The 18,658-nt window shown below is 69.4% G+C and carries 20 protein-coding genes; 7 read left to right on the forward strand and 13 right to left on the reverse strand.

Annotation, left to right across the window (positions count from 1 at the left end):
* Nucleotides 1-174 precede the first annotated feature (174 nt).
* Both ACFWR9_RS12935 and ACFWR9_RS12940 read left to right on the forward strand, forming a co-directional pair.
* Nucleotides 175-828 (forward strand): DUF6114 domain-containing protein, encoded by a 654-nt coding sequence (locus ACFWR9_RS12935; RefSeq protein WP_383839961.1) that lies wholly within the window; start codon nt 175-177, stop codon nt 826-828.
* The gene (locus ACFWR9_RS12940) at nt 818-2,179 is read left to right on the forward strand and encodes a hypothetical protein (protein ID WP_383839964.1); all 1,362 of its coding nucleotides are present in this window, start codon (nt 818-820) and stop codon (nt 2,177-2,179) included. Before ACFWR9_RS12935 ends, ACFWR9_RS12940 begins: the two co-directional genes overlap by 11 nt.
* A 95-nt stretch (nt 2,180-2,274) precedes the next feature.
* Here the strand turns inward: ACFWR9_RS12940 and pyk are convergent, their stop codons facing one another.
* From pyk to pta, 3 genes are all read right to left on the reverse strand, one after another.
* Nucleotides 2,275-3,705 carry a pyruvate kinase gene (pyk, locus tag ACFWR9_RS12945; protein ID WP_383839967.1) on the reverse strand — a complete coding sequence of 477 codons (1,431 nt, stop codon included), beginning with the start codon at nt 3,703-3,705 and terminating at the stop codon, nt 2,275-2,277.
* A 74-nt stretch (nt 3,706-3,779) separates the two neighbouring features.
* Entirely contained in the window at nt 3,780-5,012 is a 1,233-nt protein-coding gene (locus ACFWR9_RS12950; RefSeq protein WP_383839970.1) for an acetate kinase, read from the reverse strand.
* Nucleotides 5,009-7,102, reverse strand: coding sequence for a phosphate acetyltransferase (gene pta / locus ACFWR9_RS12955; protein ID WP_383839973.1), 2,094 nt, complete (start codon nt 7,100-7,102; stop codon nt 5,009-5,011). Before pta ends, ACFWR9_RS12950 begins: the two co-directional genes overlap by 4 nt.
* Nucleotides 7,103-7,317: 215 nt before the next feature.
* Between pta and ACFWR9_RS12960 the strand changes: the two genes are divergently transcribed.
* Complete coding sequence (locus ACFWR9_RS12960) at nt 7,318-8,343, forward strand: ATP-dependent 6-phosphofructokinase (RefSeq protein ID WP_383839976.1); 1,026 nt, start codon at nt 7,318-7,320, stop codon at nt 8,341-8,343.
* Between the two features lie 58 nt (nt 8,344-8,401).
* Here the strand turns inward: ACFWR9_RS12960 and ACFWR9_RS12965 are convergent, their stop codons facing one another.
* The 7 genes from ACFWR9_RS12965 to ACFWR9_RS12995 form a co-directional block, all read right to left on the reverse strand.
* Nucleotides 8,402-9,106, reverse strand: a complete 705-nt coding sequence (locus tag ACFWR9_RS12965) for a helix-turn-helix domain-containing protein (protein WP_383839979.1) — start codon at nt 9,104-9,106, stop codon at nt 8,402-8,404.
* A gap of 168 nt (nt 9,107-9,274) precedes the next feature.
* Nucleotides 9,275-9,505: a DUF397 domain-containing protein gene (locus ACFWR9_RS12970; RefSeq protein ID WP_383839982.1), complete on the reverse strand. Its 231-nt coding sequence runs from the start codon at nt 9,503-9,505 to the stop codon at nt 9,275-9,277.
* Nucleotides 9,496-10,158, reverse strand: coding sequence for a DUF5753 domain-containing protein (locus tag ACFWR9_RS12975; RefSeq protein WP_383839985.1), 663 nt, complete (start codon nt 10,156-10,158; stop codon nt 9,496-9,498). The genes ACFWR9_RS12970 and ACFWR9_RS12975 overlap by 10 nt, the downstream gene beginning before the upstream one ends.
* Nucleotides 10,107-10,379: a hypothetical protein gene (locus ACFWR9_RS12980; RefSeq protein ID WP_383839988.1), complete on the reverse strand. Its 273-nt coding sequence runs from the start codon at nt 10,377-10,379 to the stop codon at nt 10,107-10,109. The genes ACFWR9_RS12975 and ACFWR9_RS12980 overlap by 52 nt, the downstream gene beginning before the upstream one ends.
* Before the next feature lie 139 nt (nt 10,380-10,518).
* Nucleotides 10,519-11,151 (reverse strand): FMN-dependent NADH-azoreductase, encoded by a 633-nt coding sequence (locus ACFWR9_RS12985; protein WP_383839991.1) that lies wholly within the window; start codon nt 11,149-11,151, stop codon nt 10,519-10,521.
* Between the two features lie 165 nt (nt 11,152-11,316).
* Nucleotides 11,317-12,138, reverse strand: a complete 822-nt coding sequence (locus ACFWR9_RS12990; RefSeq protein ID WP_383839994.1) for an ABC transporter permease — start codon at nt 12,136-12,138, stop codon at nt 11,317-11,319.
* Entirely contained in the window at nt 12,138-13,079 is a 942-nt protein-coding gene (locus ACFWR9_RS12995; RefSeq protein WP_383839997.1) for an ATP-binding cassette domain-containing protein, read from the reverse strand. The genes ACFWR9_RS12990 and ACFWR9_RS12995 overlap by 1 nt, the downstream gene beginning before the upstream one ends.
* An 88-nt stretch (nt 13,080-13,167) precedes the next feature.
* Between ACFWR9_RS12995 and ACFWR9_RS13000 the strand changes: the two genes are divergently transcribed.
* From ACFWR9_RS13000 to ACFWR9_RS13015, 4 genes are all read left to right on the forward strand, one after another.
* Nucleotides 13,168-13,956, forward strand: coding sequence for a TetR/AcrR family transcriptional regulator (locus tag ACFWR9_RS13000; protein ID WP_383840000.1), 789 nt, complete (start codon nt 13,168-13,170; stop codon nt 13,954-13,956).
* A 145-nt stretch (nt 13,957-14,101) separates the two neighbouring features.
* Nucleotides 14,102-14,842 (forward strand): class I SAM-dependent methyltransferase, encoded by a 741-nt coding sequence (locus ACFWR9_RS13005; RefSeq protein ID WP_383840003.1) that lies wholly within the window; start codon nt 14,102-14,104, stop codon nt 14,840-14,842.
* A gap of 81 nt (nt 14,843-14,923) precedes the next feature.
* Complete coding sequence (locus ACFWR9_RS13010) at nt 14,924-15,127, forward strand: hypothetical protein (RefSeq protein ID WP_383840006.1); 204 nt, start codon at nt 14,924-14,926, stop codon at nt 15,125-15,127.
* The gene (locus ACFWR9_RS13015; protein ID WP_383840009.1) at nt 15,102-15,443 is read left to right on the forward strand and encodes a hypothetical protein; all 342 of its coding nucleotides are present in this window, start codon (nt 15,102-15,104) and stop codon (nt 15,441-15,443) included. The genes ACFWR9_RS13010 and ACFWR9_RS13015 overlap by 26 nt, the downstream gene beginning before the upstream one ends.
* Nucleotides 15,444-15,453: 10 nt before the next feature.
* Here ACFWR9_RS13015 and ACFWR9_RS13020 read toward each other — a convergent pair whose 3' ends face one another.
* Genes ACFWR9_RS13020 through ACFWR9_RS13030 form a run of 3 tightly spaced genes read right to left on the reverse strand, consistent with a single transcriptional unit; the run spans nt 15,454 to nt 18,631 of the window.
* Nucleotides 15,454-16,293, reverse strand: a complete 840-nt coding sequence (locus ACFWR9_RS13020; RefSeq protein WP_383840065.1) for a carbohydrate ABC transporter permease — start codon at nt 16,291-16,293, stop codon at nt 15,454-15,456.
* Nucleotides 16,294-16,307: 14 nt separating this feature from the next.
* Nucleotides 16,308-17,264 (reverse strand): carbohydrate ABC transporter permease, encoded by a 957-nt coding sequence (locus tag ACFWR9_RS13025; protein ID WP_383840012.1) that lies wholly within the window; start codon nt 17,262-17,264, stop codon nt 16,308-16,310.
* Nucleotides 17,261-18,631 carry an extracellular solute-binding protein gene (locus ACFWR9_RS13030; RefSeq protein ID WP_383840015.1) on the reverse strand — a complete coding sequence of 457 codons (1,371 nt, stop codon included), beginning with the start codon at nt 18,629-18,631 and terminating at the stop codon, nt 17,261-17,263. Before ACFWR9_RS13030 ends, ACFWR9_RS13025 begins: the two co-directional genes overlap by 4 nt.
* Between the last annotated feature and the right edge of the window lie 27 nt (nt 18,632-18,658).

The following is an 18,658-nucleotide window of genomic DNA, read 5'->3' on the forward strand; positions in this document are numbered from 1 at the left end:
AACACGCTCCGCGTTTTAAATTTGTCGTTCCCCTTGGTTGAAACGGTGTTAAACAACCACCCCTTGGGGGGGGGGGGGGGCGGGCGCCCCCCCCCCCCGTCCACTCTCCGGCCGCGCCCTCACGCGCGGCCCACATCTCCACCACAGCAAAGCCGTACCAGGGAGCTGTTTTCCATGAGCGCCGAGACTCCTGCCGCAGCCGGCCAGTTCACCCGCCGGAGGCTGCAGTTCCGTGCCTGGCGAGGCGGGCGGCCGTTCTGGGCCGGCCTGTTCATCGCGCTCGGCGGACTCCCCATCGCCTACTTCCCGTACGCCAACCTCCAGATCGGTCACCTGACCCTCGCGATGGCCACCACCGCGGGCTCCGGGTCACTGATCATCGGTGTGCTGCTGGTCGTCCTGGGCGTCAGCCTGTGGTTCCAGAAGCACGTCCGTGTCTTCGCGGGCGTGGCGGCGATCCTGCTCGCGCTGGTCTCCATCCCGGTGTCCAACCTCGGCGGCTTCCTCATCGGCTTCCTGCTCGCGCTGGTCGGCGGAGCGATGGCCGTGTCGTGGGTGCCGGGCGAACCGCCGCAGGACGAGCCGCCGGTGGAGGGCAGGGGAAGGGGTGACGCGCCCGAGGGCGTGGTCCCCGGCACCGGGCTTCCCGGTATCCCGGCACCCGGCAGCACGGCGCCCGGCAGCACGGCGTCCGACGCCACGGTGCCGAGGCCGCGCGAAGGGATGGAGGGCGGGGGTCCCACCCGGACCTTCGAGGCACTGGGGGCGAACGATCTGTCAGGAACGAGCCCGGCCAACGGGGCGAACGGGAGGCACAGTGCCGGCTGACGAGGTGACCCGCGGGACTGACGTGGAGTCGTCCCGCGTGAGAACCGGGCCGCGCCACGCGGCACCCAAGAAGCCGTTGTTCACCAGGTTCCACATGCCGGCCGGGAAGGCGATAGCCCTGGCGGCGATGCCCACCGCCGTGCTCATGGGGATGGGGTTCACCCCGACGCTGGCTCTCGCCGACGGCAACGACTCGGCGCCGCCGGCCTCCAACAGCCTGACGGCCGACGAGTACAAGGACTGCGTGGCGGCCCTGGAGGACGCCGAGAAGGACACGTCCGCGTCGCCCACCCCGTCGCCCTCGGCGACGGACGGGAAGGACGACGAAAAGGACGACAAGGACGACGCGAAGGAGCCCGACGCCTCGGACTCCGGCGGGAACGCGGGCGCGGACAAGGGCGAGTCCTCTTCGTCGGATTCAGGTTCCGACGACAAGGACGACAAGTCCCAGCCCGCCCCGAGCCCCTCCGCGTCGCAGGGCGGGGAGTCGGCCGGCGGGGACGCCGCGACGCCCTCCCCCTCCGAGTCGGAGGACAAGGGCGGGCTGCTGGAAGGCGTCGGCGACGCCATCGAGGGCATCTTCACCGGCGGCGAGAAGGCCGAGGAGACCCCGAGCCCCGAGGCCACCCCCTCCGAGTCCCCGTCCGCGTCCGAGAACGCCGGCAACGACGCTTCGGACACCGTGAAGGACACGACCGACAAGGTCACCGACACGGCGAAGGACACCGTCGAGGGCGCGACCGACGCGGCGTCGAAGGCGGCCGAGGACACCAAGGAGTCGGTGGACGAGGCGGCCGAGAAGGCGAAGGAGGAGGCCACTGCCTCACCCACGCCGAGCGCCTCCGAGAGCGCCGGCAAGGCCGACAAGAACACGGACGACTGCCCGGTCGCCACGGACGACGAGGGCGGCGTCGACAACAAGGTGCCGCTGCCCGACGACCCCTGGTACCTCAACGCCAGCTCGCTGCTGCTCAAGGGCGCCTCGTACAAGGGCGTCGTCGACGTGAAGACGGCCAACGGCACCACCAAGAAGGTGCTGAAGTACGTCATATCCAACGGCACCGACATCGGCGACCTGCACCAGACGGTCAAGGACAAGCAGGCCGGCAAGACGCACCACGTCCAGGCGGCCGAGGGTTCGACGTCCACGATCCGCGACGGTGAGACGGTGATGTACACCGAGAGCATCTCGGGCAACCTGCTCGGGCTGATCCCGATCACCTTCGACCCGGAGCACCCGCCGCCGCTGGACATCCCGCTGATCTACTTCACTAAGGTGACGGTCGTCCAGGCCGGCCAGTTCGGCGGCACGCTCCACGTCCCGGGCCTGCACCAGTACGTGACCGACTGAGCGCGCCCACAAGCCCGTTCGGGAGCCGCGAAACGCTGAGGGCGCCCCCTGCCACAGGGGGCGCCCTCAGCGCCGTACGGAGCTCGTGGGAAGCGTCAGCCGCGGCGGGTCTCGCCCAGGTGCAGGACGCGGACCATGTTGGTGGTGCCGGGCACGCCGGGGGGCGAGCCGGCGGTGATCACGACGATGTCGCCGTCGCTGAACAGGCCCAGCCGGGCCGTCTCCTGGTCCACCAGGTCGACCATCTCGTCCGTGCTGTTCACGAACGGCACCACGTGCGGCTCCACGCCCCAGCTGAGCGTCAGCTGGTTGCGGGTCGACTCGTCGGTGGTGAAGGCGAGTACGGGCTGGGCCGTGCGGTAACGGGACAGCCGGCGGGCGGTGTCACCGGACTGGGTGAAGGCCACCAGGCCCTTGCCGCCCAGGAAGTCGGCGATCTCGGCGGCGGCACGGGCCACCGAACCGCCCTGCGTGCGCGGCTTCTTGCCCGGCACCAGCGGCTGGAGGCCCTTGGAGAGCAGCTCCTGCTCGGCGGCGGTGACGATCTTCGACATCGTCTTGACCGTCTCGATGGGGTACGCGCCCACGCTCGACTCGGCGGACAGCATGACCGCGTCGGCACCGTCCAGGATGGCGTTGGCCACGTCGGACGCCTCGGCGCGGGTCGGCCGGGAGTTGGTGATCATCGACTCCATCATCTGGGTCGCCACGATCACCGGCTTGGCGTTGCGCCGGCACAGCTCGATCAGGCGCTTCTGCACCATGGGGACCTTCTCGAGCGGGTACTCGACGGCCAGGTCGCCACGGGCGACCATGACGCTGTCGAACGCCATCACGACGTCCTCCATGTTCTCGACCGCCTGCGGCTTCTCCACCTTGGCGACGACCGGGACGCGGCGGCCCTCCTCGTCCATCACGCGGTGCACGTCGTCGATGTCCTTGGCGTCCCGGACGAAGGAGAGGGCGACCAGGTCGCAGCCCATGCGGAGGGCGAACCGGAGGTCCTCCACGTCCTTCTCGCTCAGCGCGGGCACGTTGACCGCGGCGCCGGGCAGGTTGATGCCCTTGTGGTCGGAGATGACGCCGCCCTCGATGACGATCGTCTTCACCCGCGGGCCCTCGACCTCGGTGACCTTCAGCTCGACGTTGCCGTCGTTGATGAGTACCTGGTCGCCCTTGGTGACGTCACCGGGCAGGCCCTTGTACGTCGTGCCGCAGATCGTCCTGTCGCCCGGCACGTCCTCGGTGGTGATGGTGAACTCGTCACCGCGCACCAGCTCGACGGGGCCCTCCGCGAAGGTCTCCAGGCGGATCTTCGGGCCCTGGAGGTCGGCGAGGACACCGATGGCCCTGCCGGTCTCCTTGGCGGCGGCCCGCAGACGGTCGTAACGCCCCTGGTGCTCGGCGTGCGTCCCGTGGCTGAAGTTGAAGCGGGCCACGTTCATGCCGGCTTCGATCAGCGTGACGAGCTGCTCGTGGGAGTCGACCGCGGGGCCGAGAGTACAGACGATTTTCGAACGGCGCATGGGGGCCATCCTATCGGTTTGTTTCGGCGCGGAATATTCCGTCTGGCGGAAAATACAAAAGGGCGGGATGCCGCTCAGGTGAGATTCCCAGAACCCACCGAACCGCCTGAACCAATTACCAGCGCGTAGGTCTGTGTCGCGATCTCCATTTCCTCGTCGGTCGGTACGACGGCCACCGCCACCCGCGCGTCCGCGGGCGAGATCAGCCGCGCCCCGTCGCCGCGTACGGCGTTCCGCTCGCCGTCGACGGCCAGGCCCAGCCCTTCCAGGCCCGCCACGGCGGCCTCCCGCACCGGCGCCGCGTTCTCGCCGACCCCGGCCGTGAAGGCCACCGCGTCCACGTGTCCGAGAACGGCGTAATAGGCGCCGATGTACTTCTTCAGCCGGTGAATGTAGATGTCGAAGGCCAGCCGGGCCCGCTCGTCTCCGGCGTCGACGCGGCGGCGGATCTCCCGCATGTCGTTGTCGCCGCACAGCCCGATCAGACCGCTCCTCTTGTTCAGAAGAGTGTCGATCTCGTCGGCGGACATTCCACCGACACGCATCAAATGGAAGATGACGGCCGGGTCCATGTCTCCCGAGCGCGTACCCATCACCAGCCCCTCCAAAGGCGTCAGCCCCATGGAGGTGTCCACGCACCGCCCGCCCCGCACCGCCGAGGCGGACGCCCCGTTGCCCAGGTGCAGCACGATCACGTTCACGTCCTCGGGCGCCCGGCCCAGCAGCCGCGCGGTCTCCCGGGACACGTACGCGTGCGAGGTGCCGTGGAAGCCGTAGCGGCGGATGCGGTGCGCGTCGGCGGTCGCCACGTCGATCGCGTAGCGGGCCGCGGACTCCGGCATCGTGGTGTGGAAGGCGGTGTCGAAGACGGCGACCTGCGGCAGGTCGGGGCGGAGCGCCTGGGCGGTGCGGATGCCGGTGAGGTTGGCCGGGTTGTGCAGCGGGGCGACCGGGATCAGCCGCTCGATCTCGGCGAGCACGGCGTCGTCGATCACGGTCGGCTCGGTGAAGTGCATTCCGCCGTGCACCACGCGGTGCCCGATCGCGGCCAGCTCCGGCGAGTCCAGGCCGAGGCCGTCCTTGGCCAGTTCGGCCGCCACGGCCTTGAGCGCCGCCTCGTGGTCGGGGATGGCACCGCTGAACCCACGGCTCTCGCCGCCCGTCGGCGTGTGCCTCAGGTGTGAGGTCTCCTCGCCGATCCGCTCGACGAGACCCACGGCCAGCCGGTCGCTGCCGCGCATGTCGAGCAGCTGGTACTTCACCGACGAGGAGCCGGAGTTGAGGACGAGGACACGGGTGGCATTCACTGGGCGGGGGCCTTCTCGGTGGGGGACTGCTGGGCCTGGATCGCCGTGATGGCGACGGTGTTGACGATGTCCTGCACGAGCGCGCCCCGGGACAGGTCGTTGACCGGCTTGCGCAGGCCCTGGAGCACCGGGCCCACCGCGATGGCGCCGGCCGAGCGCTGCACGGCCTTGTAGGTGTTGTTGCCGGTGTTCAGGTCGGGGAAGATCAGCACGCTGGCCTGCCCGGCGACTTCCGAGTCCGGCAGCTTGGTGGCGGCCACCGACGGCTCCACCGCGGCGTCGTACTGGATCGGCCCCTCGATCCTGAGGTCCGGACGGCGCGCGCGGACCAGCTCCGTGGCCTCGCGCACCTTGTCGACGTCGGCGCCGGACCCGGAGGTGCCCGTCGAGTAGGACAGCATCGCGATGCGCGGGTCCACCCCGAACCGGGCCGCCGTGGCCGCCGACTGGATCGCGATGTCGGCGAGCTGCTCCGCGTCCGGGTCCGGGTTGACCGCGCAGTCGCCGTAGGCCAGGACCTTGTCCGCCAGGCACATGAAGAAGACGGAGGAGACGATGGACGCGTCCGGCTGGGTCTTGATGATCTCGAAGGCCGGCCGGATCGTCGCCGCCGTGGAGTGCACCGACCCCGACACCATGCCGTCGGCGAACCCTTCCTGCACCATCAGCGTGCCGAAGTAGTTCATGTCCGACACCACGTCGTACGCCAGCTCCACGGTCACGCCCTTGTGGGCCCGCAGCTCGGCGTACTTCTCGGCGAAGGCGTCCCGCAGCCCGGAGACCGCGGGGTCGGTCAGCTCGGCGCCCTCCAGGTCGATGCCCAGGTCGGCGGCCTTCTTGCGGATCTGCTCGACGGGGCCGAGCAGGGTCAGCTCGCACACGCCCCGGCGCAGCAGCACCTCCGCCGCTTGCAGCACCCGCTCCTCGGTGCCCTCCGGGAGCACGACCCGGCGCAGGTCGGTCCGGGCCTGCTCCAGCAGCTTGTGCTCGAACATCATCGGCGTGACGCGGTCGCTGCTCGGGGCGGAGACCCGGCTGCTCAGCTCGGCGGTGTCGACGTAGCGCTCGAACAGGCCGAGAGCGGTCTCCGCCTTGCGCGGGGTGGCCGCGTTGAGCTTGGCCTCCAGGGAGAACAGCTGTTCGGCGGTGGGGAAGCTGTTGCCGGTCACCGAGAGCACCGGCGTACCGGGGGCCAGGCGGGCGGCGAGGGTGAGGATGCCGTCGCCGGGCACCTCGTTCAGGGTCAGCAGCAGGCCGGCTATCGGCGGGGTGCCCGCGCTGTGCGCGGCGAGGGAGCCGATCACCAGGTCGGCGCGGTCGCCCGGCGTGATGACCAGGCAGCCGGGGGTCAGCGCGGCCAGCAGGTTGGGCAGCATGGCCCCGCCGAAGACGAAGTCCAGCGCGTCGCGCGCGAGCCCGGAGTCGTCGCCGAGGACCACCTGGGCGCCGAGGGTGTGCGCGATCTGGGAGACGGTCGGCGCGGACAGCGCGGGCTCGTCCGGCACCACCCAGCACGGCACCGGCAGCCGGTTCGCCAGCCGCTCGGCGATCTCGTCCCGGTCCTCGCGGGTGACCCGGTTGGTCACCATGGCCAGGACGTCGCAGCCCAGCCCGTCGTAGGCGCGGAAGGCGTTGACGGTCTCGGCGAGCACGGACTCCGCGGTCTGCTTGCGGCCGCCCACGACCGGGACGACCGAGGCGCCGAACTCGTTGGCGAGCCGGGCGTTCATCGACAGCTCGTCCGGGAACTGGGTGTCGGCGAAGTCGGTGCCGAGGACGAGGACGACGTCGTAGTCCCGGGCGACCAGGTGGAACCGGTCGACCAGCGCGGACACCAGCTCGTCGGTGCCCTGTTCGGCCTGGAGGGCGGACGCCTCCTGGTAGTCCATGCCGTAGACCGTCGCGGAGTCCTGCGAGAGCCGGTAGCGGGAGCGCAGCAGCTCGAAGAGGCGGTCCGGCCCGTCGTGCACCAGGGGGCGGAAGACGCCGACCCGGTCGACCTGCCGGGTGAGGAGTTCCATGACCCCCAGTTCGACGACCTGGCGGCCGTCCCCGCGGTCGATACCGGTCACGTACACGCTGCGCGTCACGCGTGCTCTCCGTTTCGTCTGGTGTCGGTCTGGCGGCGGGTGTCGGTCTGGTGGTGGCTGCCCCGTGCACAAAAATCGCCCACCGGGGTGAGCGGAACCCTCTTGACATTACCTCTCTCAGTAGCTAAGGCGCCCGTCAGTGCCCCTCGCTCCCCGGGCCGTGGAACAATTGGACCGGCTCACCGGTGTCCACAGCGAGCAGGAGACACAGCACGATGCGTATCGGAGTTCTCACCGCAGGCGGCGACTGCCCCGGCCTGAACGCAGTGATCCGGTCGGTCGTGCACCGAGCGGTCGACAATTTCGGCGACGAGGTCATCGGCTTCGAGGACGGCTACGCGGGCCTGCTGGACGGCCGTTACCGCACCCTCGACCTGAACGCGGTCAGCGGCATCCTGGCGCGCGGCGGCACCATCCTCGGCTCTTCCCGGCTGGAGCGCGACCGGCTCCGCGAGGCCTGTGAGAACGCCTCGGACATGATCCAGAACTTCGGTATCGACGCGCTGATCCCGATCGGTGGCGAGGGCACGCTGACCGCCGCCCGGATGCTCTCCGACGCCGGCCTGCCGGTGGTCGGCGTGCCGAAGACGATCGACAACGACATCTCCTCCACCGACCGCACCTTCGGCTTCGACACGGCCGTCGGGGTGGCCACGGAGGCCATGGACCGCCTCAAGACCACCGCCGAGTCCCACCAGCGGGTGATGGTCGTCGAGGTCATGGGCCGGCACGCGGGCTGGATCGCCCTGGAGTCCGGCATGGCCGCCGGCGCCCACGGCATCTGCCTGCCCGAGCGCCCCTTCGACCCCGCCGACCTGGTCAAGATGGTCGAGGAGCGGTTCTCCCGCGGCAAGAAGTTCGCCGTCGTCTGCGTCGCGGAGGGCGCCCACCCCGCCGAGGGCTCCATGGACTACGGCAAGGGCGCGATCGACAAGTTCGGCCACGAGCGGTTCCAGGGCATCGGCACCGCGCTGGCGTACGAGCTGGAGCGCCGGCTCGGCAAGGAGGCCAAGCCCGTCATCCTCGGCCACGTCCAGCGCGGCGGCGTGCCGACCGCCTACGACAGGGTGCTCGCCACCCGCTTCGGCTGGCACTCGGTGGAGGCGGCGCACCGCGGCGAATTCGGCCGCATGACCGCGCTGCGCGGCACGGATGTCGTGATGGTGCCGCTCGCGGAGGCCGTCACCGAGCTGAAGACGGTGCCGAAGGACCGGATGGACGAGGCGGAGTCGGTCTTCTGACGCCCGCCTTCTGCACGCGCCCGCCCTGACACCCGCCCGCCCTGACACCCGCCCGCGTTCACGGGTGCCTCTCGACCGCCGACCAGAAGTGCTCCACGATCCGGTCGAGGAAGTCGCGCCCCCCGGCGCCGGCGTCACCGCTGCCCCCGCCCCAGCTGAGGGTGGAGGCCATGTGCCCCTGGTAGTCCTGGTGCAGCACCTGGAGGACGTTCTCCAGGACACGCCGGTCCAGCGGGGCCAGCTTGGCGACCGGGCGCACATAGCCCTGCCAGCGGGTGCTGACGGCGCTGGTCAGCAGGTCGGCCAGCTTCTCCTCGCGGCCCGTGACGGTCACGAAGTCCGGCAGCGACAGCCCGAGCACGTCGGCGAGCTGGGCCGACTGGCGGTCGGTGCCGCGCCAGTCGTCCGTCTCCTCCATCCGCAGGTAGGCCGCGAGCGCGAGCCCCACGGTCCGCGCCACGTCCTCCGGCGCGACACCGCGGGCGACCCGGTGCTCGCGCAGGGTCTGCGGCCGGCCGATCAGCTCACCGGGCGAGCACCACAGCACCCCGGCGAGCGCGGTCAGCTCCGGGTTCCCGGGGGAGACCGCCCCCCGCTCCCAGGCGACGACGAGTTCGGGGGTGACGTACGGCAGTCCGTACGAGACCCGTATGCCGTGGGCGACGTGCTCGGGCCCCATGTGGAGGGCGGCACGCAGCCGGCGGGCGGCGAGGGCGTTGAACGGGGGACCCGACTGGTTCGGGTGGGATGAGGGTCGGCGCACGCGCCACACCGTAGGGGTCCGGGGCCGGGCTGACTACGGGCTGTTCAGCCAGCGATACGGATTGTAGGAACGTACGGCTGGCTGCTGGCCTGCTTCCCCCTCCCCCGGGCTGTATCCGGGGGAAGCGAACCGCTCCCTACTGTCGTAAACGGACGGAAGGCCAGGGCCTCAGCTCAGGCGGTGCGTGCTCACGGCGCCGACGAACCAGGACCAGGCGCCGGCCGGCACCACGAGGGCGGAACCGCCCTTGTCCTTGGAGTCGCGGATACCGACCTCGCCGGCCAGATCCGCGACCTCGACGCACGCTCCGCCGGAGTCGTTGCTGTACGACGACTTGAACCAGGCGGACTCGGGGGCCACTTCTGAGGATGCGGTGTTGGTGTTGATGGCTATGCCCACTCTCGTGCTAGTTGTTGCAGGAACCCGGCCGTTCGCGCCGGAGGTAGGGCGCTGTCGCGCATTGCGTCGAACCGGCGGACGTTCCGCTGGACCTCCAGCCGCTCGTCCGTCACGGAGATGGTGTTCGACATGTCCACCTGTACGACAGGGGCAAGGTTCTCGGAGAAGTCCAGCAGGATGAAGTTGTTTTCCGAGCGGTAGGTGACGACATCGTGGGGCAGGACCTGGATGGTCACGTTGTCCATTTCCCCCAGCTCCGCGATCTCCTTGTACTGGGCCAGCATCACCTCGGAGCCGCCCACCGTTCGACGGACGGCCGTCTCGTCCATGATGACGCGGAGCTTCAGCGGACTCTCCGAGCGGGTGATCAGTTCCTTCCGCTCCAGTCTCAGCCGGACGTTCTGTTCGACGTACTCGGTCGTCGTCTCCTCGACCGGCTTGGCGATCTGGTACAGCGCTCGCGCGTAGCCCTCTGTCTGGAACAGCCCGAACACGAAGGCCGGCTGCCAGGCGCGCATGACGGTCGCGTCCTGCTCCAGACCTCGGTACGTCGGCATCTTCGGCGGCATGTACGCCTTGTACGGCGTCCAGGGCTCCTTGCTCAGGGACTCCCTGTGCAGCTGTAGCAGCGTCTCCAGGTCTTCCTTCGGCAAGTCACCGGCCGCGGCAGCTCGGCCCACACCGCCCCCGGCTTGCGTACGGCGGGGGTCGGCAGGCTGAGCGCCTTGGCGAGTTGGGGCACGAGACTGAAGCGGGCGGTGTGGTACTGGATGGCCACCTTGCCCTTGCCGGTCCGGCACGGGGAGCCCGCCGGGGCGGCGCAGGTGGACATTGGGCAGTCGTGCGATTCCACGCGCTGGAAGTCGTCGCTCACGACCCCGGACTGTTTCATGAGGGTGTTTCATGAGTGACCGTCTGTGAAACACCGCCGGCTCGGGCGGCAAAGCCGCAACCGCGAGGTCGATCAACCGTCGTTGGCCCGGCGGATGCGAAGTGCACCGAAGCGGGCAGCGTCACTTGGCTGCGGTTTCACGGCCGGCGTCGCGGGCCGCTGCCAGGGCTCTGGTATGCACGTCGGCGGCGAGGTCCTGGAGGTGTTCCATGCCGGGGGAGGTGGCGGCGAGGGTGAGCTCGCGTTCGATGACGACGAGGTCGGCCTGCCACACGTCGGCGAGGATGCGCTTGAGGTACGGGGTGGAGTGGTCCCAGCCTTCGCGCGGAGTGCCGGGGGCGTAGCCGCCGCCTCGCACGGTGGCCAGGACGGTCGGCTTGCCCTTGAGCACCGGGCTGCCCAGGGTTGCCCCGGCGATGACCAGGTCGACCCAGGTCTTGAAGTGCTGGGAGACACCGAAGTTGTACAGCGGCACGGCCAGTAACACCGCCTCGGCGGCCTCGAGTTCCGCGGTGAGCGACCCAGCGAGGGTGAGCGCGTCCCGCTGCGCGGGAGTGCGGTCGGGTTCGGGCGCCAAGTTGCCGGTGTGGGCGTGTGCCCAGGCGTCGGCGGGCAGCGGGTCGGTGCCCAGATGGCGGCGTACCACCGGCGCGTCGCGGTGGACTGCGGTCCACTCCGATTCCACGAGGTCGGCGAGTTCAGCGCTGGCGGACGTCCCGGGAAGGATGCTGGCGTCGAGTCGGAACAGGCTCATAGCGTCTCCATGGTGTTGGTGTTGGTGTCGATGGCAGCGCGATTGCGGTGGTTCGATTCCTTCGACGCGGTGTGAGGTGCGTGGTCTCTCATCGATGGGGTGGCCGATGTCGTTGGGCGCCGCTCCGGCGCGGTGAGCGGCCTCCAGGGCAGATGCCTGGAGTGGTCAGCGTCCTCTGCGCATATAGGCGCGGAGCGACAACGGGACGAAGATCACCAGCAGCGCAGCCGACCAGAGCAGGACGGTGGTCACCGGATGCGCCAGTGGCCAGGCCACATTTCCGGACGGGGCGCCCGGGTTGCCGAACAGCTCCCGTGCAGCTGCGGTGAGCGCGCTCACCGGGTTCCAGTCGGCCAGGAAGCGCAGCCAGCCCGGCATGCCGTCGGTCGGGACGAACGCGTTCGACAGCATCGTGAACGGCAGGCCCAACGGCACCATCGCGTCGGCGACCTGGTCATTCTTCACCGCAAGGCCCACATAGACGCCCACCCAGCTCAGCGCATACCGCAGCACGATCATCAGCAGGAACGCCTGGGCGGTCGGGATCAGGCCGCGGTGCGGCTGCCATCCCACCAGCAGGCCCGTGCTCACCATCACAGCCAGCATCATCAGGCCGGTCAGCAGGTCGGCGCCGGTCTGCCCGAACGGCACCGCCAAGCGCGCCATCGGCATGGAGCGGAACCGGTCCATCACACCGCGGGAGGCGTCGGCGGCCATCCGCGTCATGACCCCCAACCACGCGGAGAAGGTCACCATCGCGAACAGGCCCGGCATGAGGTACTCGCGGTAGTCGCCGCCGTCCGGCACCTGGATCGCGCTGCCGAAGACGTACCCGAACAGCACGACCATGACGGCCGGGAAGATCAGCGCCGCAACGAGCTCGCCGGGAGCGTGCCGCAGCCGTCCCAGCTCGCGGCCGACCAGAGTCAGCCCATCGGTGAACGTCCACCGCAGGCGGTGGCCCAGCGGCGGCGCGAGGTCGATCATCAGACCAACTCCTTGTCGTCCGTGAGGCGCAGGAACACCTCGTCGAGGGTGGGACGGCGCAGCCGCACATCGGCCGCGGTCACCCCGGCGCGGTCGAGGTCGATCACGATGTCGGCGAGCCGGAAGCTGCGGCCCGGCAGGGCGACGCTGAGCCGGTCGGCACCGGACGTCGTGGGATCGGCCCCGGCCAGGGCTTTCAGCACGGTCGCCGCCTGCTGCAGGGCGGCGGGGTCTGCGAGTTCGACATCGAGGCGGTCGCCGACCGTGGCCTTCAGCTCGTCGGGTGTGCCCGTGGCGATCACCTGTCCGTGGTCGACGACCGCGATGTCGTCGGCCAACTGGTCGGCCTCGTCCAGGTACTGCGTGGTGAGCAGCACCGTGGTGCCGTCCGCCACCAACTCGCGGATGCTGTCCCAGATCTCCCCGCGGCTGCGCGGATCCAGACCAGTGGTCGGCTCGTCCAGGAAGAGCACCTCGGGGCGCAGGATGAGGCTGGTGATCAGGTCAAGGCGGCGCCTCATGCCGCCGGAGTAGCCGGTGACCTGCCGATCGGCAGCGTCCATCAGGCCGAAGCGTTCGAGCAGCTCGTCGGCCCGCCGCTGCGCCTCGCTCCGGGACAGGTGGGACAGGCGCCCGAACATGCGCAGGTTGCCCCGGCCGGTGAGCTTCTCGTCCACGGCGGCGTGCTGGCCCGCGAGCCCGATCCTGGCGCGCACCTTGCCGGCCTCGCGGACGACGTCGTATCCGGCGATGTAGGCGTGCCCGGCATCGGGATCGGACAAGGTCGCCAGGATGCGCACCGCGGTCGTCTTGCCCGCTCCGTTGGGCCCCAGCACGCCGCAGACCGTTCCTCTCGGGACGCTCAGGTCCAGACCCCGTAGGGCGTGGGTGTCGCCGAAGGACTTGTGCAGCCCTTCGGCGACCACGATCGGATCAGGCATGAAGACCCTCCACTGGGTACTTTGTACGCGGTCTCGACGGTCAAGCTAAACGACTGGGTACTATGTACGCAACCAAGGAGACGGAACAGTGACCGACGCCGAGTACGTGAACATCTGGATGCGGCCCGAGCGCGCGGCCTACGGGCCGACACCCGTCCACAGCCGCGCGAAGATCACCGAGGCGGCCGTCCGGATCGCCGACGCCCAGGGGCTGGAGGCCGCCACCATGCGGCGGATCGCCGCCGAGATCGGCGCCGGCGTGATGTCGCTCTACCGGTACGTCCCCAACCGCGAGAACCTGGTCGAGCTCATGGCCGACCAGGTGATGGGCGAGATCGACGTCACGGACATGCCCTCGGGCGACTGGCGCGCCGACCTGACCCGCTACGCCGGCGGGCAGCGGACCATGTGGATCAGGCACCCGTGGATCGCCACCGTGCAGCGGTCACTCCCCAGCTTCGGCCCCAACCAACTGCTCTTGGTCGAACGGCTGATGGGGGTGCTCGACGCCTTCGTCCCCATCGACGAGAACCTCGGCCTCGTGGCCCTGCTGAACAGCTACGTCGAGGGCACCGTCCGCGAGGAGATCAGCACGGCCAGGGAACTGCGCCGCAGCGGGCTCAGCGAGTCGGAATGGATGGAGCGGAGCTACCCGTACGTCGACCGGCTGGTGAAGAGCGGGGAGTACCCGATCTTCACCAAAATCGTGATGGAGGCGCGCCAGCCGCACCTGAGCCGCGACGACCAGTTCCGGAACGGGCTCCAGCGCGTCCTCGACTGCATCGCCGCGGCCCTCCCATCAACGGCGGAACCCGAACAGGACGGGCCAGGGCAGGCTCGTAGCCGACCATCCGAGAGGGCATCAAGAGCCAGATAGACGCACTGGGTTCGTCAGCGGAAGCGGGCCACGTTTGTCGAGGATTTCGGGCAACAATTGGCGATCAGACAGCTCGAAAATGTCGATGAGAACCGACAACGCTGCAGCTCTTCCCGGTGTCAGCGGGAAGCGCATACTGTGCGGTGTGGCGACCTACAACAGCATCGGTGCGACCTACGCTGACACCCGGCGACCGGACCCCCGAATCGCCGCCAGGATCCATCAAGCCCTCGGTGGTGCCACCACTGTGATCAACGTAGGAGCCGGCACCGGCTCCTACGAACCGTCACACACGGTACTGGCTGTTGAACCCAGCTCAGTGATGATCGCCCAGCGCCCAGCCGGATCCGCACCGGCCCTGGAAGCATCCGCAGAGTCGATCCCTCTCGCCGACGACTCGGCCGATGCGGCGATGGCCCTCCTGACCGTGCACCACTGGAGCGACCTGGAAGCCGGCATCGGCGAACTGCTTCGCATCGCCCGGCAGCGGATCGTCGTCCTCACCTTCGATCCCGACATCAACCACAGGTTCTGGCTGCTGGAGGAGTACCTGCCCGAAGCAGCCGCTCTCGACAACACACGAGCCGTCGCGGTCGATCGCTTGGCCAGGCTGCTGGGAGGCGCCCGCATCGAAACCGTCCCCATCCCGTACGACTGCACCGACGGATTCCTCGCCGCCTTCTGGCGCCGACCCGAGGCATACCTCGACCCGGAAGTGCGGTCCGGTATCTCGCTGTTCGCCCAGACCAGCGACGAAGTCATCCAGCCGGGCTTGGCGCGGCTGTCAGACGACCTGTCCTCCGGCCGGTGGCACCAACGCCATGCCGACCTACTCGACCGCGAGGCCCTCGATGCCGGCTACCGGCTACTCGTGGCCGACCTGTAGAACCAGGCGAGCCGTCTGACTGCACACTCAAGCCCGCGAGAAAGGGCCGGTCACGGCGGTGCGCCAGAAGTGCTGCCCAAGATGCAGCACCACACCGCCCGGTCCACCGAGTGGATCACCGCTCAAGGCATCCTGGACGAAGTCGGCGCTGCCGCTCAGGGCGCTGAGGTCATCCTCATCGACCGCGCCGCCCACGACGCCATCGCACGCTTCCAGGCCGCGACGGCGTTCCGAGGCGAGACCCCGCCTCGTCTCGAACGTGAACGCCTCCGGCCCACCCGGTGAGTTGCGGATGCTGCGGCGCGTCGCGGTGGACTGGGTGCAGATGCGGCGCCGGAAGGTCATCACGCATGTCCTGGCGGCAGCGCCGATCTCCTGTGAGGCGGTGATGAGCGTCTCTTACCGTGACCCGCGCGCCACCGTACGCGTCATGCCCGCCCTTCAGGTGATCGACCAGGTCTGGCCACCTGCGCGGACTCGCATCCTGGTCGGCCTCCAAGCCCTGGCCACCGGCGAGACGGCCTTTATTGAGGCAGGGCAGGTCCAAGCGGACATGCCATCGTTCCTCACGGCGCCCGCGGACGCCGCCGCCACCCCTTGACCCGCTCAGCTCACCCCTTGACCGCCCCGCCCAGCGCGAACCCGCCGCCCAGCCGCCGGGAGATCAGCACGTACAGCAGCACGACCGGCGTCGAGTAGACGATCGAGAACGCCGCCAGCTGCCCGTACGCCACCATGCCCCGGTTGCCGAAGAAGTCGTTGATGCTGACCGAGGCGGGCATCTGGTCCGGGGAGAGCAGCAGCATGAAGGGGACGAAGAAGTTCCCCCACATCATCACGAACGAGAACACCGTCACCACCGCCACACCCGGCCCCATCAGCGGCAGCACGATCCGCAGCAGCGACTGGAACGAGGACGCCCCGTCCGTCCACGCCGCCTCCTCCAGCTCCTTGGGCACGCCGTCCATGAAGTTCTTCATCAGCCAGATGGCGAAGGGCAGTTGGGAGGCGGCGAAGAAGAAGATCGTCCCCTGCATGGTGTCGATCATGTTCACCCGCACGAACAGGGCGTAGACGGGCACCATGATCGCGGTGATCGGCAGGCTGGTCGCGAACAGGATCGTCAGCAGGAACGGCCGGTTGAGCCGGGACCGGAAACGGGAGAGCGGATACGCCGCGAGCGCCGCGCAGACCACCGTCAGCAGGGTCGCGCCGCCGCACAGGATCAGGCTGTTGAGCAGTGGGGTGAAGGTGATCTCCGGGGTGAGGATCGCGTCGAAGTTGTCCAGGGTCAGCCCGTCGGGCACCTTCACCCTGAGGCCCGCGTTCGGGTCCAGGGCGGACAGCACCACCCAGGCCAGCGGCAGCACGAAGGCCGCGGCCACCACCAGCAGCCCGGCGTCGGCGGCCATCCGGCGCTGCGTGCGACGCCTGGCGGGCGGGCGCGTCATGAGGGCCATCGGGATCAGACCTCCGTCCGGAGCAGGCGCAGGTACACGACCGAGAACAGCGAGCCGATCAGCAACAGCAGCAGCGCCACCGCCGTGCCGTAGCCGATCAGGCTGTTCTGGAAGGCCTGTTCGTACATGAACAGCGGCAGCGTCTGGCTCTTCCCGCTGGGACCGCCGCGGGTCATCACCCAGATCAGTCCGAAGACCGACAGCGTCTGGAGGGTGTTCAGCATGAGGTTGGTGCCGATGGAGCGCCGGATCATCGGCAGCGTGACGTGCCACATGCGGCGCCAGCCGCCCGCGCCGTCGACCTCGGCGGCCTCGGTGACCTCCTTGGGGATCTCGTTCAGGGCGGCCGAGTAGACCAGCATCGAGAACGCCGTGCCCCGCCACACGTTGGCGAAGGACACCGCCAGGATCGGCAGCGTGAACAGCCAGTTCTGGGAGGGCAGGTGGAGCCAGTCCAGGACGGCGTTGAGGGTGCCCTCGCGGCGGAAGAAGGCGTAGAGCAGGAAGCCGGCCACCACCTCCGGCAGCACCCAGGCCGTGACAACGATGCCACCGGTGAGCGTGCGGACCGGCTTCGAGGCCCGCTGCATCAGCGTGGCCAGCGCGAGCCCCAGGGTGTTCTGCCCGATCAGCGAGGACAGCACCGTGAAGACCAGGGTCAGCCACACGGCGTTGAGGAACGCCTCGTCCTGGAACGCCCGCCGGAAGTTCTCGAAGCCGACGAAGGACTCCTCGGCCTGACCGGTGAGCTGGAGGTCGGTGAAGGCGATGACCACGCAGTAGGCGATCGGGCCGGCCAGGAAGAGCAGCAGCAGGAGGACGGCGGGGGAGACGGGCAGGGCGCGCAGCAGGGAGCGCCGGGCGGTGGCGGCCCGCCCGCCCCCGGCCGGGTCCGGGGCGGGCGGGCCCGGCGGAGCCTTGGCGACCTCCGGACCCGCGTGCCGCGGCGTGGCCGCGGTCACTTGCTCACCACCTGGTTGTCGGTGGCCTCCTTGAGCGCCTCGTCGTACCCGCGCGCCGCCTCCTCGACCGACATGTCGCCGGTCGTCACGCCCTCCATCGCCTCCTGGATGGCCACCGACACCTTCGGGTACGCCGGGTAGGCGGGCCGGTAGTGGGTGCTCTCGACCAGGTCGGTGAAGAACTTGATGCCGGGCTGCGCGTCGACGTACGCGGGATCGTTCGCGACGTCCTCGCGGACCGCGATGCCGGAGTTGGCGATGTACCACTTCTGGGCGTTGGCCTTGGTCTGCATCGTCTTGATGAAGTCGAAGGCCAGGTCCGGGTTGCCCGCCTTGGCCGGGATCGACCAGGCCCAGCCGCCGGACATGCTCACCTTGCCGGGCGCCTGACCGTTCTGCGTCGGCATGGCCGCCAGGCCCAGCTCCTTCGACCACTCGGGCCACTCGTGCCCGCTGCCCTCCAGCCAGTCCTGCGGCAGCCAGGAGCCGTCCAGGGCGATGCCGAGCTTGCCCTGCGGCAGCAGCTCACCGCGCACCGCGGTCCCGAAGTTGGGGTCGAGCGCGTCGGAGACCTCCGGGCCGAGCTTCTCCTTGTACACGCTCTCGACGAAGGCGAGGGAGTCCTCGAACCCCTTCCCCGCCGTGATCCACTTCTTGCTGTCCTTGTCGTACAGCGGGTCCGTGGTCCCGTCGTTCGTGCCGTACAGCAGCATCTCGAAGCCCTGCATGGTGGCCGCTTCACCGGCGGGCTTGCCGGTGTACACGTTGATCGGTGTGACGCCGGGGACCTTCTCCTTGATGGTGCGGGCGGCGTCGAGGACCTCGTCCCACGTCTTCGGCTGCCAGTCGGCGGGCAGCCCGGCCTTGGCGAAGACGTGCTTGCTGAACCACAGCCCGCGGGTGTCGGTGCCGTCCGGGACGCCGTACGTCTTGCCGTCCTCGCCCGCGGTCGCCGCCTTGGACGTGTCGATGAACTGGTCCCAGTCCTTCCACTTGTCCAGGTAGGGGTCGAGGGGCTTCAAGTACCCGCTGGTGATGTCGGAGTTGATGAGGAAGGTGTCCTCGTAGACCAGGTCAGGCGCCGTCTTGGGGGAGCGGAGCATCTGCTGGAGCTTGGTGTAGTACTCCGAGTCCGGGGCCTTGATGGGGACGAGTTCGACCTTCTTCCCCGGATTGGCCTTCTCGAACTGTTTCTTGATGTCGGCGAGGTACGTGTCCATCACCTTGACGGAGTTGTCCGTCGACTGTTTGAAGGAGACCTTCACCGTGTCCGGATCGCTGCCGGAGCCGCTTCCGCAGGCGGCGAGTGCGGTGGAGGTGAGCGCGGTGAGGGTGAACAGAGCGGTGAACCGGACGGTGGGACGCACGGCATGACCTCCTACGGGCGCACGACA

Origin of the sequence: Streptomyces sp. NPDC058534, from assembly GCF_042717365.1 — a bacterium.
Taxonomy (GTDB): domain Bacteria; phylum Actinomycetota; class Actinomycetes; order Streptomycetales; family Streptomycetaceae; genus Streptomyces.

Excerpts from the sequence above, each read along its gene's own strand:
- ACFWR9_RS12935 (WP_383839961.1), top strand. The coding sequence starts at position 175 with ATGAGCGCCGAGACTCCTGCCGCAGCCGGCCAGTTCACCCGCCGGAGG.
- pyk (WP_383839967.1), bottom strand. The coding sequence starts at position 3,705 with ATGCGCCGTTCGAAAATCGTCTGTACTCTCGGCCCCGCGGTCGACTCC.
- ACFWR9_RS12960 (WP_383839976.1), top strand. The coding sequence starts at position 7,318 with ATGCGTATCGGAGTTCTCACCGCAGGCGGCGACTGCCCCGGCCTGAAC.
- ACFWR9_RS12985 (WP_383839991.1), bottom strand. The coding sequence starts at position 11,151 with ATGAGCCTGTTCCGACTCGACGCCAGCATCCTTCCCGGGACGTCCGCC.
- ACFWR9_RS12990 (WP_383839994.1), bottom strand. The coding sequence starts at position 12,138 with ATGATCGACCTCGCGCCGCCGCTGGGCCACCGCCTGCGGTGGACGTTC.
- ACFWR9_RS12995 (WP_383839997.1), bottom strand. The coding sequence starts at position 13,079 with ATGCCTGATCCGATCGTGGTCGCCGAAGGGCTGCACAAGTCCTTCGGC.
- ACFWR9_RS13010 (WP_383840006.1), top strand. The coding sequence starts at position 14,924 with ATGCAGCACCACACCGCCCGGTCCACCGAGTGGATCACCGCTCAAGGC.
- ACFWR9_RS13020 (WP_383840065.1), bottom strand. The coding sequence starts at position 16,293 with ATGACGCGCCCGCCCGCCAGGCGTCGCACGCAGCGCCGGATGGCCGCC.